The organism is Roseateles sp. GW835-FHT13E02 (assembly GCF_058794035.1).
The window spans coordinates 14,921-29,445 of the sequence record NZ_JBXAGJ010000017.1 but is presented as its reverse complement, the minus strand read 5'-3'; the positions used below and the strand labels follow the sequence as shown (position 1 = coordinate 29,445).

10 protein-coding genes are annotated in these 14,525 nt (G+C 69.5%); 2 read left to right on the top strand and 8 right to left on the bottom strand.

The window, feature by feature from the left end:
- Positions 1–58 precede the first annotated feature (58 nt).
- Positions 59–4,255, top strand: coding sequence for a DEAD/DEAH box helicase (locus AC1Q6P_RS16705; protein WP_492664015.1), 4,197 nt, complete (start codon positions 59–61; stop codon positions 4,253–4,255).
- A gap of 13 nt (positions 4,256–4,268) precedes the next feature.
- Here AC1Q6P_RS16705 and AC1Q6P_RS16700 read toward each other — a convergent pair whose 3' ends face one another.
- A complete protein-coding gene (locus AC1Q6P_RS16700) occupies positions 4,269–6,269 on the bottom strand; it encodes a cation:proton antiporter (RefSeq protein ID WP_102768671.1) in 2,001 nt (666 codons plus the stop codon).
- Positions 6,270–6,338: 69 nt separating this feature from the next.
- On the opposite strand from AC1Q6P_RS16700, the gene AC1Q6P_RS16695 reads away from it, so the two are divergent.
- The gene (locus tag AC1Q6P_RS16695) at positions 6,339–7,097 is read left to right on the top strand and encodes a hypothetical protein (RefSeq protein WP_492664014.1); all 759 of its coding nucleotides are present in this window, start codon (positions 6,339–6,341) and stop codon (positions 7,095–7,097) included.
- Positions 7,098–7,109: 12 nt separating this feature from the next.
- Here the strand turns inward: AC1Q6P_RS16695 and AC1Q6P_RS16690 are convergent, their stop codons facing one another.
- From AC1Q6P_RS16690 to AC1Q6P_RS16660, 7 genes are all read right to left on the bottom strand, one after another.
- Positions 7,110–8,039, bottom strand: a complete 930-nt coding sequence (locus tag AC1Q6P_RS16690) for a pseudouridine synthase (protein ID WP_492664013.1) — start codon at positions 8,037–8,039, stop codon at positions 7,110–7,112.
- Positions 8,040–8,051: 12 nt separating this feature from the next.
- Positions 8,052–8,948, bottom strand: a complete 897-nt coding sequence (locus AC1Q6P_RS16685) for a TIGR02285 family protein (RefSeq protein WP_492664012.1) — start codon at positions 8,946–8,948, stop codon at positions 8,052–8,054.
- Positions 8,949–9,004: 56 nt separating this feature from the next.
- Entirely contained in the window at positions 9,005–10,306 is a 1,302-nt protein-coding gene (locus AC1Q6P_RS16680; protein WP_492664011.1) for a UDP-N-acetylglucosamine 1-carboxyvinyltransferase, read from the bottom strand.
- A gap of 76 nt (positions 10,307–10,382) precedes the next feature.
- Positions 10,383–11,225, bottom strand: coding sequence for an SPFH domain-containing protein (locus AC1Q6P_RS16675; RefSeq protein ID WP_102768676.1), 843 nt, complete (start codon positions 11,223–11,225; stop codon positions 10,383–10,385).
- Between the two features lie 9 nt (positions 11,226–11,234).
- Complete coding sequence (locus tag AC1Q6P_RS16670) at positions 11,235–11,426, bottom strand: hypothetical protein (RefSeq protein ID WP_102768677.1); 192 nt, start codon at positions 11,424–11,426, stop codon at positions 11,235–11,237.
- 21 nt (positions 11,427–11,447) lie between these two features.
- Complete coding sequence (gene trhO / locus AC1Q6P_RS16665) at positions 11,448–12,290, bottom strand: oxygen-dependent tRNA uridine(34) hydroxylase TrhO (RefSeq protein WP_102768678.1); 843 nt, start codon at positions 12,288–12,290, stop codon at positions 11,448–11,450.
- 12 nt (positions 12,291–12,302) lie between these two features.
- On the bottom strand, positions 12,303–14,381 hold the full coding sequence (locus AC1Q6P_RS16660) for an aminotransferase class V-fold PLP-dependent enzyme (RefSeq protein WP_492664010.1): 2,079 nt from the start codon (positions 14,379–14,381) through the stop codon (positions 12,303–12,305).
- Between the last annotated feature and the right edge of the window lie 144 nt (positions 14,382–14,525).

The window sequence follows — 14,525 nt, the reverse complement described above, 5'->3', positions numbered from 1 at the left end:
GTGCTGCTGCACGCTCGCGCCCCTCGTGCTGTTCGCATGTCTCCCTCCGGCCCACCCCATGACCTCCCACGCTGCCCTGCCCCTTGACGCCACTGCCACGCCGGGCCTGGCCGAGATCGAGCAGGCCGTGCTCGATGCGCTGCTGCTCAGCGGTGGCACGCGCGGTGCGGCCGGGCTGGCGCAATGGCTGGCCGCGGGCGGGGCCGATCTGCATGCCGTCGAAATCGGCGAAGCCTTGAAGCTGCTCAAGGCCCGAGGCCTGATCGAACAGCGCCCCGGCCACGGCTACCGTGCCGATCTGCAGCAGCATGCCGCGCGCCTGCAAGAGCTGCTGCGGCACCCGCCCGCCGCCCAGCCGCCCTACTGGCAGCGCCTGGCCTGGATGCTCAGCGGTGCCTACGGCGAGGTGGCCCGCCCCATCAGCTGGCTGACCCTGCGCACCGACGAAGAAGCGGCCCTGCTGCTGCGCCTCTACCTGCATGCCGGCCTCAGCCAGGCGGCGTTCCGCCAGGGCTTGCAAGGCAGCCTGGAACTGCTGGACCAGCCCCTGCTGATCTGCAAAGTCCTCAGCGAACCCTGGCTGCCCGAGGCCATGGCGCGCATGGACAGCGCGCTGCGCAGCGAGTTGCTGGCCCTCTGCCTGGACCTGCTGCCCGCCGCCGACCCGCGCGCCCGGCAGATGCAGGCCTGGCTGCTCGACACCCAGCGCCAGGCGGGAAGTTCGCGCGCCCGAGAGCTGACGCCCGAGCTGCGCAGCCAGCTGGCCAAGGCCCGCGCCCAAGCGCTCGATTTCAGCGGCATGCGCAGCCTGCTGGAGGGCGTGCACGGCCCCAGCCGGCCGGGCTTCGACGCGGCCGAAGCCGCAGCACAGGGCCGCTGGGCCGAGGCCGCCGCGCTGTTTGAACAGACCATGAGAGACGTGCGCAAGGCCAGCGGCGCACGCCGCGAGGCCCTGTCGCCCGAGCTGTCGAGGGTCTATGTGATGTGCTTGCTGGCCCAGGCCGATGCCGGGGCCTGGACCCTGGCGCACAAGTTCTGCATCGCCGAATCGGGCTCGCGCAAGCCCTCAGCCCACGAGGGCTGGGGCCGCTGGGCCCATGTCATCGGCAGCCGCCTCGGGGCCGACAGCCTGGACCCCAGCTGCCTGGCCTACCTGCCCGCGCTGGAGGCGCGCGAGCACAGCCTGGGCCAGGCGGCCGACCGCCTGCTGCTGGCCGCCTGGGCGCAGACCGAAGCCCCGGGCTGGGCGCCGGCAGCGGCCCAGGCCCTGGTGCAGCGCCTGGCCGGCAGCGGCCAGCTCTGGCTGGCGGCCTGGGTGGCCGCCGCGGCCGAGCGCCTGGAGCTGGGGCCTATCGCACTGGACCTGCAAAGCCAGGCGCCGCCGCAGAGTTTTCTCGGCGCCCCGCGCGAGCCCTGGCGAGACGCCCTGGCCGCCATCGCCACCCTGGGTGACGAGAAGAAGGGCGGCAAGACCAGCGCCGACGGCCCCGAGCTGGCCTGGGCCCTGAGCCTGGACACCCACGGCCGCGTGCAGGATGTCGAGCCCTTCGAGCGCAGCATCGGCGCGCGCGCTGCGCTCAAACTGAAAGAGATCAGCCTGGGCAAGCTCAAAAAGAACGGCGCCGCCCATGCGCGTGACAACGCCGTGCTGCGCCACATCGAACGCAGCCTCTACGGCGGCGCCAACAGCTGGCAGCTCGATGTGTCGCAAGCCGCGGTCGCCCTGATCGGCCACCCCGCCCTGATGTTTGCCGACGCGCCGGGTCAATGGGTGGAGCTTGTCGAAGCGCAGCCCGAGCTGGAGGTGCGCCGGCGCCGGGATGCGGCCAGCGGCGCCGAGCACTTTGAGTTCCACATCCACCCGCCCCTGATCGCCAGCGAGCCGCCGCGCCTGTTCGGCTGGCTGGGCAACAGCCACGACACCGAGCTGGCCAAGCGCGACGCCTTGCGCGTGTTGCGCGACGGGCCGCAGCATGCGCGCCTGATCCGCATCAGCAATGCCCAGCGCCGCGTCGCCGAACTGGTCGCCCAGGGCTGGACCGTGCCGGTCAGCGCCACCGCCGAGCTGGGCGCCGCGCTGCAGGTGCTGAGCGCCCATTTCCAGCTGCACAGCGATGCCGCCGCCGGCCAGCTGGTGCCGGGCGACAGCCGCTTGCGGGCCCGGCTTCAGCCCCTGGGCGAGGGCTTGCAGCTGCAGCTGGTGGCCCAGCCCTTCGGCCACTTCGGGCCGGCGGTCACGCCGGGCCAGGGCCGGGCGCGCCTGATGTGCATGCACGAAGGCCTGAGCCTGGCCACCGAGCGCGACCTGCAGGCCGAGGCCGAGGCGCGCGCGGCCGTGCTGGAGGCTCTGCCCTTCCTCGACCCCGAGCAGGCGCCCGAGTCCCCCTGGCAGCTGCTCGATGCCGAGGACGCGCTGCGCGCCGTCGAGCGCCTGCCCAGCCTGCCCGGCATCGCCGCGCTCGACTGGCCCAAGGGCAAGCCACTGCGCGTCACGCCCCTGGCCAACCCGGCGATGAGCGTGTCGGTGAGCAGCGGCCGCGATTGGCTGGGCTTGAGCGGCAGCGCCCAACTCGATGAATCGCGCGTGCTGGGCCTGCAAGAGCTGATGAAGCTGGCGCGCGAATCGCGCAGCCGCTTTGTGCGCCTGGCCGAGGGCGAGTATCTGGCCCTGAGCGAACAGCTGCGCCAACAGCTGCGCGAGCTCGATGCCGTGCTGCAGAGCAAGAAAGACCAGCTGCAGCTGCCGTCCGCCGCTGCCTCCTGGCTGGAGGACACGCTGGACGGCATGGCCGTGGCCGGTGACGCGCCCTGGCGCGCACGCATGGACGCCTTGTCCCAGGCCGCGCAGCAAACCCCGGCCCTGCCCAAGGCCTTGCGCGCCGAGCTGCGCGGCTATCAGCTGGAGGGCTTCCAGTGGATGAGCCGCCTGGCCGCGGCCGGCCTGGGCGCCTGCCTGGCCGATGACATGGGCCTGGGCAAGACGGTGCAGACCCTGGCCCTGCTGCTGGAACGCGCCGCCCTCGGCCCGGCCCTGGTGCTGGCTCCCACCTCGGTCTGCGGCAACTGGCTGGCCGAGGCCGCCCAGTTCGCGCCCAGCCTGCGCTGCAGCATCTACGGCGAAGATGCCGACCGCGCCGGTCTGATCAGCAACGCCGCAGCCGGTGACGTTCTGATCGTCAGTTATGCCCTGGCCCAGATTGATGGCGAGCTGCTGGCCGCCAAGCCCTGGGCCACCCTGGTGATGGACGAGGCGCAGGCGCTCAAGAATGCGGCCACCAAGCGGGCGCAGTCGGTGGCGGAGTTCCAGGCCGGCTTCCGCCTGGCGCTCTCGGGCACACCGGTCGAGAACCGCCTGACCGATCTCTGGTCCATCATGAACCTGATCAACCCCGGCCTGCTCGGCAGCACGCGCCAGTTCAACGAACGCTTCGCCACGCCGATCGAGAAGCAGAAAGACGGCGCCGCCCGCCAGCGCCTGCGCCGCCTGGTCTCGCCCTTCCTGCTGCGCCGGACCAAGCAGCAGGTGCTGCAAGACCTGCCGCCCCGCACCGAGATTGTCCATCTGGTGCAGCCCAGCGCTGAGGAGAAAGCCTTTCTGGAAGCCCTGCGCCGCAACGCGCAAGAGGCCGTGTCCGCCGCCGCCAAGGCCGGCCAGCCCGCGCCCATGCAGGTGCTGGCCGAGCTGATGCGTTTGCGCCGCGCCGCCTGCGACCCGCGCCTGGTGGCGCCGGAGCTGGGCCTGATCGGCGCCAAACTCGGTGAGTTTGAACGCATCGTGCGCGAGCTGGTCGAGGGCTCGCACAAGGCCCTGGTGTTCAGCCAGTTCACCGACTACCTGGCCCTGCTGTCCGAGCGACTGCGGGCCATAGGCGTGCCCTTCCAGTACCTCGATGGCAGCACGCCGGCGGCCGAGCGCAGCCAGCGCGTGGCCGCCTTCCAGCGCGGCGAGGGCGAGGTGTTCCTGATCAGCCTCAAGGCCGGCGGCTTCGGCCTCAACCTGACCATGGCCGACTATGTGCTGATCGTCGACCCCTGGTGGAACCCGGCCGCCGAGGACCAGGCCACCGGCCGCGCCCACCGCATGGGCCAGCAGCGGCCGGTCACGGTCTACCGCCTGGTGACGGCCGGCTCGGTGGAGGAACGAATCATCGACCTGCACCGCGACAAACGCGGCCTGGCCGATGGCATTCTGGAAGGTCAGGACGAAGCCACCGTGCTGGATGCGCAGGCCCTGGCGGCCCTGCTGCGCGGCTGAGTCGGCCGCCGCTTCAATCGCTGCGCAGCAGCTTTTCCTCGGCCAGGGCCAGGGCCTCGGGCACGCCCGAGAGCACCAGGGTGTCGCCACCCTGCAGCAGCAGCTGCTCATCGGCCGGCACCACCGCGCCGTTGACCCGCCGCACCGACACCACCGACACCCCGGTCGCGTGCAGGGCCAGCAGGCCCAGCGCCGTGTGCATATAGGGGCTGGCGGTGGGCAGGGTGACGGAGCGCAGGCGGGCATGCTGGCGTTCTTCACCGGTGTCGTCATCGGCGCCGTGGAAATAGCCGCGCAAGAGCCCATAACGCGCATCGCGCGCGTCACGGGTCAGGCGGATCACCCGGCGCATGGGCACACCCACCAGCGCCAGCGCATGGCTGGCCAGCATCAGCGAGCCCTCGATGGCCTCGGGCACCACCTCGGTGGCGCCGGCGGCACGCAGGCGCTCGAGGTCGCTGTCGTCGATGGTGCGCACCACCACCGGCACCTGGGGTGCATGCGAATGCACCAGATGCAGGATCTTCAGGGCCGAGGGCGTGTCCGGGTAGCTGACCACCACGGCGCTGGCGCGGGCCAGGCCGGCAGCCATCAGGCTTTGCAGGCGGGCGGCATCACCGAAGACCACACTCTGCCCAGCCGCGGCCGCCTGGCGCACCCGGTCGGGGTCCAGATCCAGGGCCATATAGGGGATGTTTTCGCCATCGAGCAGGCGGGCCAGGTTCTGGCCGCTGCGGCCGTAGCCGCAGATGATCACATGGGCCTGCGCCTTGATGGACTTCTTGGCAATCGTGGTCAGCTGCAGGGACTGCATCATCCAGTCGCTGCTGGACAGCTTCATGACGATGCGGTTGCTGTACATGATCAAGAACGGCGTGGCCAGCATGGACAGCACCATGCTCGCCAGCACCGCGCTGACCCACTGCGGCGCGATCAGCTGGTGCTGGGCGCCCAGGGTCAGCAATACAAAGCCGAACTCACCCGCCTGGGCCAGGTACAGGCCGGTGCGCAAGGCCACGCCGGTGGGCGCCTTGAACAACCAGGCCAGGCCGGCAATCAGGGCGAACTTGGCCAGCACTGGCAGCAGGCTCAGCACGATGACCAGCAGCCATTGCTCGGTCAGGGTGCTCCAGTCCAGCTTCATGCCGATGGTGATGAAGAACAGGCCCAGCAGCACATCGTGGAAGGGTCGGATGTCGGTCTCCACCTGGTGCTTGTATTCGGTCTCGGCGATCAGCATGCCGGCGACAAATGCGCCCAGCGCCAGCGACAGGCCGGCGTGCTCGGTCAGCCAGGCCAGGCCCAGGGTGACCAGCAGCAGATTGAGCATGAAGAGCTCGTCGCTCTTGCGCCGCGCCACCAGGGTCAGCCACCAGCGCATCAGCTTCTGGCCGCCCACCAGCAGCAAGGCCAGCAGGGCGACCGCCTTGAGCAAGGCCCAGCCCAGGGACTGGGCCATGGCCGAGCCATCGCTGTTGAGCGCCGGAATCAGCACCAGCAAGGGCACCACGGCCAGATCCTGGAACAGCAGCACGCCCACCACGCGGCGGCCATGTTCGCTCTCCAGCTCCAGGCGTTCGGCCATCAGCTTGACGACGATGGCCGTGCTGCTCATGGCCATGGCCGCGCCCAGCACCAGGGCGCCTTGCCAGCTCAGATCCCAGGGCAGGCCCAGCAGCTGCAAGCCGGCGCGCAGCAGGTAGTGGCCGGCGATGGTGGCGACGATGGTGATCAGCACCTGCAAGAGCCCGAGGCCGAAGACCAGGTGGCGCATGCTGCGCAGCTTGGGCAGGTTGAACTCCAGCCCGATCACAAACATCAGAAAGACCACGCCGAACTCGGCCAGGTAGCGGATGCCCACCGTGTCGCCCGCCAGGGCCAGGGCATTGGGGCCGATCAGCACGCCCACGGCCAGATAGCCCAGCATGGGCGGCAGCTTCAGCAAGCGGCAAGCGACCACGCCCAGCACGGCAGCAATCAGGTAGATGAGGGCCAGGTCAAGCGCAGTGATCATGGGCCCGATATTAGCGGGCGTGCGCCACCCCCCATCTGTGGAAACAAGCCGCTATGCTCCCGCCTCACCATGGCCCGCGTCTTTGATTGCCCACAGCCGACCCGGCAGTGCCTGAAGCGCCAGGCCCTGCTGCTCGTCGGCCTCGCCTCGGCAGTCTTGGGCGCTCAGGCCGATCCGGGCTATTACCTGGTGCGCCCCTACGCCGCCGCCGGCAAGAGCTCGCTGGACCTGCGCTACTGGAGCGTCCAGGCCCCGGGCGAGGCGGCGCTGCTCTGGCCCGAGCTGGGCCTGCGCCACGGCTTCAGCGAGCGCTGGACCAGCGAGATCCTGCTCAGCTGGATCGGCCCCGGCTGGCGCTCGCAAAAGCTCAGCTCGCTGAACTGGATGAACCAGTGGCTGCTCAGCAGCCCCGACAGCGAGCATGAGCTGGCCCTGCACACCCAGCTGATCCACAACCGCGGCCGCCACGCCGGCACGGCGCTGGAGATCGGCCCGAGCTGGCAGGGCGATTGGGGCCTGAGCCGCCTCAACCTCAACCTGCTGCTGGAGCACGACTGGGCCCGCCGCGAGGGCACCCAGCTCAAGCTGCAGTGGCAGGTATCGCGGCCGCTGCAGCCGGGCCTGCGCCTGGGCCTGCAAGGCTTTGGCGAGCTGGGGCGCTGGAACCACTGGCTGCCCGCCGCCCGGCAGTCGCAGCGCGCCGGGCCCATGCTGCACTGGGTGCCCGAGGGCCGGCAGGGCCTGAGCTTCAATGCCGCCTACCTCTGGGGCCGCACCTACGGCCGGCGCGGCGATATGTTCAGCGCCCAGCTGCTGCTGGATTTCTAAGCCACCCGGCCCTCAGAAGGCCAGCAGCTGCCGCTGGCTCTCGAACTCGCGCTGCGCGCCGCTGATGGGGTCGCGAAAGGCCAGGCTGCGCGCCAGCAGCTGCAGGGGCTGGCTGTAGTCCGGCGCCTCGATGGGCTCGGGCGGCAGCAAGCTTGGGTAGATGCGGTCGCCCAGCAAGGGCAGGCCCAGGGCGTTCATATGGGCGCGCAGCTGGTGCTTCTGGCCGGTGCTGGGGCTCAGGCGGTAGCGGGCCAGGGGCAGGCTGGGGTGGCGCTGCAGCAGCTCGACCTGCGTCTCGGCATTGGGCTCGCCCGCCACCTCTTCCATCTGCATGAAGGCCTCGCTGCGCTCCTGCAGGCGGCTGCGGCGGGTCAGCGGCAGGCTCAGGCCTAGCGGCTCGGGCAGGCCGGCCACGGCCTCGTAGACCTTGTGCACGGCGCGCTCGCGGAACAGGGCCTGGTAGGCGCCACGCGTGGCCGGCTGCAGGCTGAAGACCACCAGGCCGGCGGTCTCGCGGTCGATGCGGTGGATGGGGCTGAGGTCGGCCAGGCCGGTGGCGCGGCGCAGCCGGGTCAACAGGGTCTGCTGCACAAAGCGGCCGCTGGGCAGCACCGGCAGGAAATGCGGCTTGTCGGCCACCAGCAGCAGCTCGTCCTGGAACAGGATCTGCGCCTCGAAGGGCACCTCCGGCTCACGCTCCAGCTGGCGCCAGTAGTAGATGCGCGTGGCCGGCCGGTAGGGTGCATCAACGGGCAAGACCTGACCCCGCTCGTCCAGCACCAGGCCCAGGGCAAAGCGATCGCACCACGCCGCACGGCTCAGGCGCGGCAGGCGCTCCACCAGGTAATCGAGCAGGCTGGGCCAGCGCCCGGCCGGGCAGGCCAGCGCGCTGGCCCCGACGCCATCGCGCAAAGGCAGGGCCAGCTTGGGCGGGCGGCTCATGGCGGGCTCGCCTCAGTCGATCTGCGGCCCGCCACGGGCGCGTTCGTCGAGGTAGCGCTTGAGGCGCTGGCGGTCGCCCTCGTCGAGGCTGCTGCCGCGCCAGGACTGGATCCAGGCCTCGCGCTGCGGGTCGGCCGCCATCTTGCGCACCGCCTGGTCGATGGCCTCGATCTGCTTGCGCCCTTCGGGCGTGCGGCTGCAGGCGTAGGTGGCAAGCTGGGTGCTGATGCCCTCCTGCACCGGCAGCTTGATCAGCTCGGTGCTCGGCAAGCCCTGGCTTTTCAGGTACTCATCGACCGCGCTGGGGTAGTCGAGGGTGTAGTCCATGCGCTGGGCCAGCAGCATGGCCAGCAGATGCATATGCCGACCGGCCACCACGGACTTGGGCGCCTTGCTGCCCGCAGCCTGCAGGGCGGCATCGATCTTGGGACCAAAAGCGCGGTCGCGTGGCAAGAGGCCGACCAGATCGCTCTGCAAAAGCTCGGACAAAAGCACCTGCCGGCCGGCGCGTTCGAAACGCTCGAAGCGCGGCGCCAGCTCGCGCCTTGCAATCACCGCCAACTGGCGCGACACCAGGGGCGGGTGCACATGGGTGAAGTACAGCCAGCCCAGGCGCTCGGGCGTGCTGACATGCAGGGGCGAGCACAGGGTCTGGCCCTGACGCACCAGGGCCTCGAAGCGCGGGAAGCCGGCGTCGAGAAACTCATGCCGGTACTGCGGCAGCTGCTGGATCAGCAGGCGCAGAAAGCCGTCGAGCTCGCCATTGCCCAGATCGGAGGGCCGCTGCGGCGGCTTGCCGCCGGGGTAGGTGAAATGGGGCGGCACATCGCGCACCATCCAGCGGATCACGCCGGGCTCGGGGCCCGGGTCGGTGGGCGCCGTCTGCGCACTCGCCCAGATCGGGCTCAAGCACAGCCATGCGCTCAAGCACCAGCGCCAGCGCCGGCCGCCCTGGACCCCGCGTTTCACTCGCCGTCGACCCACTCGATGCGGGCGCCCAGCGAGCAGATGTTCTCGACGAACTGCGGGTGGGCGCGGCGGATCGGCGTGGCGTTGCGGATCACCGATTTGCCTGGGATGCTGGCCGCCACCATCAGCAGGGCAATGGCCACACGGATGATGTAGGGGCTCTCCACCTCGGCCGGGTGCAGCGGCTTGCCGCCGAAGGTGACCATGCGGTGCGGGTCGGACAGGAAGGCGTGGCCGCCGAACTTGCTCAGCTCCGAGGTCCAGCCCATGGCGCCGTCGTAGATCTTGTTCCAGAACATCACACTGCCTTCGGCCTTGATGCCCAGGGCCACGAAGATGGGCAGCAGGTCCACCGGCAGATAGGGCCAGGGCGCGGCCTCGACCTTTTGCAGGATGTTGCGGGTGAAGGGCTCCTTGACCTTGAGCGGGCCTTGCGTCTCGGCGCGCGACCAGCCGTTCTCGTGCACGATCTGCACGCCGAACTTGGCAAAGGTGCGGTCGATCAGGGGGAACTGCTCGGGTGTGGAGTTCTTCACCTCGACCCGGCCGCCGGTGATGGCGCCCAGGGCCAGGAAGGTGACGATCTCGTGGAAATCCTCGGCGAAAGTGAACTCGCCGCCGCCCAGGCGCTCGACGCCGTGGATGGTCAGGCGCGAGGTGCCCAGGCCCTCGATTTGCGCGCCCAGCATCTTCAGAAAGGCACAGAACTCCTGCACATGGGGCTCGGAGGCGGCGTTCATCAGCGTCGAGCGGCCCTGGGCCAGGGCGGCGCAAAGCACGAAGTTCTCGGTGGTGGTGACCGAAGCGTAGTCGGTCCAGTGGTCGTTGGCCTGCAGGCGGGCCGGCACCGCCAGGACCAGGCCATCGGGCTGACGCTCGACGCTGGCACCGAAACGCTGGAAGACCTCGACATGGGGGTCGATCTCGCGCACGCCCAGGGTGCAGCCGGTCACATCGTCCTCGATGCGGGCCGAGCAGAAGCGCGCCAGCAGGCCCGGCACCAGCATGATGGAGCTGCGCATTTCCTCGGGCAGGCGGTCGCGCGCGGCGTCGAAACAGGTGTCGCGGTGGTGCAGGTCCAGCACCCGGGTCTTGGCATCCATCTCGACCGAGCTGCCGAGGCTGCGGAAGACCTCGAGGATCTTCTTCACGTCCGTGATGTCGGGCACCCCGTGCAGGCGCACCGGCTCGCGCGTCAGCAGGGTCGCGCAGAGGATGGGCAGGACGGCGTTCTTGTTGGCCGAGGGAACGATGCGGCCGGCAAGAGGCGTGCCGCCGTGGACGATGAGATTGGACATGGACGGAGAAAGGATCGCAGGGGCACCGAAGCGGTGAGCCCGATTATCGTTGCCCTGGCAAAAACCCCGGCGGGGCTCAGCGCACCGGCACCAGGGGCTGGGCGCCCGGGCTCATCAGCACGGTGTTGCCGGCCTTGCCCGCCACGGCAATGGCCGTGTCGCGGTGGATCTCAGCCAGCTTGATCTCTTTCAAGGCCGGGGTCAGCGATTCGCTGACGATGCGATTGGCACGCGCCTCGCCCTCAGCCTGCACGATCAGGCGCTCGGCCTCGGCCTTGGCCAGTTCGATCTCCTTGCGCTTCTTCTCGATCGCCTGGTCGGTCTCGGCGCGCTGGCGGATGGCCGCCTCGATGGCGGGGTCGGTCAGCAGGTTGCGGACATTGACCGCAGTGATGACAAAAGCCCCCTTGTCATTGGCATCGAGCTCTTTTTGCAACTCGGAGCGCACCATCTCGGCCAGCTCGGTGCGCTTGGTGTGCATGGTGGTGGCATCCAGCTGGGCGATGGCTTTGTAGACGGCCTCGCGCGCCTCGCGCGACACGCGGCTGAAGGCGATCACCAGATCCTTGGTGCCGCCCTTGACGATGTCGCCATGCTTGACCACATCACCCTGGTACTTCACATACAAGCCGGGCACGGCGCTGGGCGTGGTCTTGAAGTAGATGTCCAGGTCCACATCCTTCATGGTCAGGTTGTCCCGGCTCTTGGGCGTCATGTCGTAGAGCGAGAAGCTGACTTCCTTGGTGGTGAACTCATCCACTGACTTGAACAGGGTGAAGTAGACGCCGGGCGGCAAGGACTCGGCGCCCACCTTGCCCAGCGTACGCTCGACACCGACATTGCCGGTGTCGATCTGGCTGCAAGCACTCATCAAGGCGCACAGACCGATCAGGCCAAAAGTCCGGACAAAACGCTTCATGGAGAGCTTTCAGAGCAAGTGGATGGGAGGATAGAAATAGGCCAGCAGCAGCAGGGCCAGCAAGCCCAGGAACAGCACGCCCAGGCGCCAGGCATGGCGCGAAGCCAGGCTCAAAAGAGACTGGCGGCGAGCGGGCGCCAGCAGCTGCCAGCCGATGTACAGCAGCAGCCCGAGCCCCAGCAGAAGTACAAATTGCCGCATCTCACCGTCCTTTGTGTCGGGTCAGGCGCCCGGGTCGAGCCGGCGCGCACGCGCCAGGCGCCAGGCTTGCTTGGGGTCATCGCCATAGACCTGCTCGGCCGTGGTGGCGGTTTCCTGCAGGCGCGTGTCGATGGCCATGCGCTTGTCGAAGACAAAGCACTCGCCCTGCCAATCGGCCGCGGCATCGGGCATCTGCTCGAAATAGCTGACGATGCCGCCGTCCAGCTGGTAGACCTCCAGGCCCTGGCTTTGCATCCAGGCACTGGTCTTCTCGCAGCGGATGCCGCCGGTGCAGTACATGGCGATGCGCTTGCCCTCGGCCTTCCAGGCTTCGGCGTGAGCGGCCACATAGGCCGGGAAATCGCGGAAATGCGCGACCTCGGGGTCGACCGCATTCTTGAAACGGCCCAGCCGGTATTCAAAGCTGTTGCGGTTGTCCAGCACCAGCACATCGGGCTCGTTGAGCAACTCGCGCCAGCGCTGCGGAGAGACATGGGTGTCGGGCAGCTCCGGGTCGGGCAGGCCGCTGACGCCGGGCACGCCGAAGGCGACGATCTCGGGCTTGCAATGCACCTTGATCAAGGTGAAAGGCCGCGTGGTGCAGGCGCTGTGCTTGAAGGCCATGCCCGCGAAGGCGCCGCCAAACAAGGCATCCTGCTGCAGCGCTTGCTCAAACGCCGCCAGGGCGGCAGCCGGCGCAGCAATCGCGCCGCTGATGCCCTCGGCGGCGACCAGGATGTTGCCGCCGATGCCGGTCTCGGGCCCGCTCAGTTCGCGCAGCCGCGCGGCCACCGCTTCCGGCTCGGCCAGAGCCACGAAGCGGTAGAAGGAGGAATGGACATGCGGCTCGTTCATCACGCTCATCAAGCGCCGTCCTCAGACCAGCAGAGCCGGGTCGGCCGCCGCGGCGCGTACGGGCGCGTCGGGCAAGAGTGCCAGGCCGCCGCTGAGCGTCCAGGCCTGGCTGTGGCCGAGGCGGGCCAGGGCCTGCGCCGCCTGGCGGCTGCGGTTGCCACTGCGGCAGAAGAACAGCAAGGGGCGCTGCTCGGCCAGCCAGCCGGGAATGGCATTGAGAAAGCGGGACAAGGGCATGGCCTGCAAAGCCACTCCGGCCAGCTCGGGCGTCTGGCTCAGAAACTGCTCGTAGGGCTCGCGCACATCGATCAGCAGCGCATCCGGATGGGCGTCGACAAACTGCTGCAGCTGCGTGCCCGAGAGCTGCAGCAGCGGCGCCGCCACGGCCTCGCCGCGCTCCAGGGCCACATTGCTGGCCAGCAGCTGGGCTTCGTCGCTGGGAGGTGCGATCAGGGTCTGAGCACCGATCTGCTCGCCCAAGGCCTGGGCGTGCTGCGGCGCCACAAAGGCCAGACAGCAGGCTTGGCCCGGACCCCCTTCGCTGAGCAGCAAGGCCTGACCCCCGCCTTCCAGCAACTGCCGGCGCAAGCGCTTGGCGCCCAACTCCAGCTCCGTCTGCGTCAAGGGCCAGCCCAGCGCATCGACCTCCGCCGATGCGGCGAGCAGATCGGGCAGCTCGGCCGCCAGCAGGGCCCGTGCCTCGCCGTGGGCCGCGGCGCCATCGCTGCTGAGCACGGCGGTGACCGGGTAGTTCTGGCAGCGCAGCACCTGGGCCAAGCGGCTGACCTGCTCGGGCTGCGGGTCGATCAGCACACAGCGCTGCGAGGCCGCATCGGCCAGCACATAGCAGCAAGCACCTTCCAGCATGAAGCGGCTGACGCCCTGGCCGACCGTCGGCAGGTTGTCGCTCGGGCTCATGCAGTTGCGGCGCAGCGACTCACCGCAGGCCTCGATGCGGGCACAGGCTTCGGTGATGAAGGCCTCATCCACGGCTGGGCCGATGGACAGGCGCACGGCGCCTGCAGCTTGCCAGTCGGGCAGGCCCATGGCCTGCAGCACAAAGCTCGGCGCAGCCTTGGCCGCACTGCAGGCCGAACCGCCGCTGACGCGCACATCGGCCGCGTCGAACAGGTCCTGCAGCAGGCGCGAGCTCAGGCCCGGCACCGAGAAATTGAGGGTGGTGGGCAGGCTCTGCGCCAGCGGCGCGTTGTAGACCAGGCCGGGGAAGGCCTGCTCCAGCGCGGCCGCCAGGCGGGCGCGGAAACCGCTCATCTCGGCATGGCTGCGGAAGGTCTTGCCCTCTTTGTCTTCCAAAGCTTCCAGCACCGCACCCAGGGCGGCGATGCCGGACATGTTCTCGGTGCCCGAACGCAGCGCCCCCTCCTGGCCGCCGCCAGCCATCAGCGGCGTGAAGGGCGCACCGGCACGCACGTAGAGCAGGCCGATGCCCTTGGGCGCATAGAGCTTGTGGCCGGAGAAAGGCGCGTAATCGATGCGGGTCTGGCTCAGGCGCAGCACCAGCTTGCCCAGGGCCTGCACGCCATCCACCATCCAGAACGCGCTGCTGCCGCTGGCATTGAGGGCGGCTTCGATGCCGGTCAGATCGCTGATGACGCCGGTTTCATTGTTGGCGGCCATGGTGCAGACCAGGCCGGCCTCGGGCGCCTCACGCTGCAGAAACTCCAGATCATGACGGCCCTGCGTGTCCACCGGGATGGCACGGATCGCCAGGTTCAGGCCCAGCACGGCGTTCCAGTGCTTGAGCGCCTCGGGCACAGCCTTGTGCTCGGTGGCTCCGTAGAGCAGCTGGCTGCCGATGGCCTGACCGGCTTCGCGGCGCGCGCGCAGGGCGTGCAGGGCGGACAGCACGGCCGTCTGGATGCCTTCGGTCGCGCCGCTGACAAAGAGCAGCTGGCCGGCGCCGGTGTCCAGCAGGCGCTGGGCGCGGGCACGCACGCCGTCAATCAGCGCGCGCGCCTTGAGGCCGGTGCTGTGGATGCTGCTGGGGTTGCCGTAGTCCTCCACCATGGCCTGAATGGCCGCCGCCTTGGCCTGCGGCAGCACGGGCGTGGTGGCATTGGCGTCGAGATAGATTTCCATGGCGAAGAACTGGCTGAGCAGGCACAACAGGCGCGTGGCGCGAAGCCGCCATGGTACCCGCCTGACCGTTGGGCCTCTATACTGCGGCCCCGGGTCGGCAGCACACCCAGGCCTTGCCGCGCGGCATCCCCGCGAGCTAAACCT